Origin of the sequence: Streptomyces niveus (genome assembly GCF_001723055.1) — a bacterium.
Lineage (GTDB): Bacteria > Actinomycetota > Actinomycetes > Streptomycetales > Streptomycetaceae > Streptomyces > Streptomyces niveus.
In genome coordinates this window covers 1-776 of the sequence record NZ_MDCR01000569.1, presented here as the reverse complement: position 1 = coordinate 776, position 776 = coordinate 1, and the positions used below count along the sequence as shown (strand labels likewise).

1 protein-coding gene is annotated in these 776 nt (G+C 75.5%); it reads left to right on the top strand.

Annotated elements, in window-relative coordinates:
• Window positions 1–223 precede the first annotated feature (223 nt).
• A partial coding sequence (locus tag BHU15_RS37635; RefSeq protein WP_141726995.1) for an FAD-dependent oxidoreductase occupies window positions 224–776 on the top strand: 553 nt, incomplete at its 3' end.

Sequence of the window (776 nt, the reverse complement as noted above, 5' to 3'; positions counted from 1 at the left end):
CCCCGGACAGCCCGCCGCAGGCACGAACCCGGCCCACCGGACAGGACCCCGGCAACCCCGCGACGAACCCGCAAACCTCGCCGGAGGCGACCCCGTGCGCCCTACACGCTCCCATGCCCCCGCCACTGCGCGACTGCGAACAGCCCGTTCCCTTCCTAGTCTCGACCCCGGCCGAGGCACCAGCCCCGACCCGCACAGCCGCGCCGACCTCGGGGAGGGGCACGTGCTCAGTACTGAACATCACGCGGACGTCGTCATCATTGGCGCCGGAATCGCCGGCCTGTCGGCCGCTCATCAGTTGACCCGCGCCGGCGTAACAGTCACCGTCCTGGAGGCCGCCCCTTACATCGGCGGCAGGATGGCCACCGAGCACCTCGACGGCTTCCGGCTCGACCGCATCGGCCAGATGCTCAACACCTCGTACCCGGAACTGCTCCGCACCCCCGCCCTCTCGGACGCCGCGCTACGGACGTTCTCGCCGGGCGTGCTCGTCCACAGCGAGGGACGCCACCACCGCGCGGGCGTCACCGTCGCCGCGGGGAGCGCGCGGGGCGCACTCACCGCCGCACGCGCCCTGGCAAGCGCCCCGCGCGCCCGAACCCACCGCACCCGGACCCCGCACGCCAGGACCGGACCCCGGGCCGCCCGGCTGGGCTCCCGCCCCCCACTGGGCAACGCGCTCGACCAGGCCCGGCTGCACGCGGCTTTCGGCCGCCTCGCGACCACCCCGGTGAACCGGCTGCTGGCCCGCCCCGAGCGCCCCGCCCTCGCCGCGC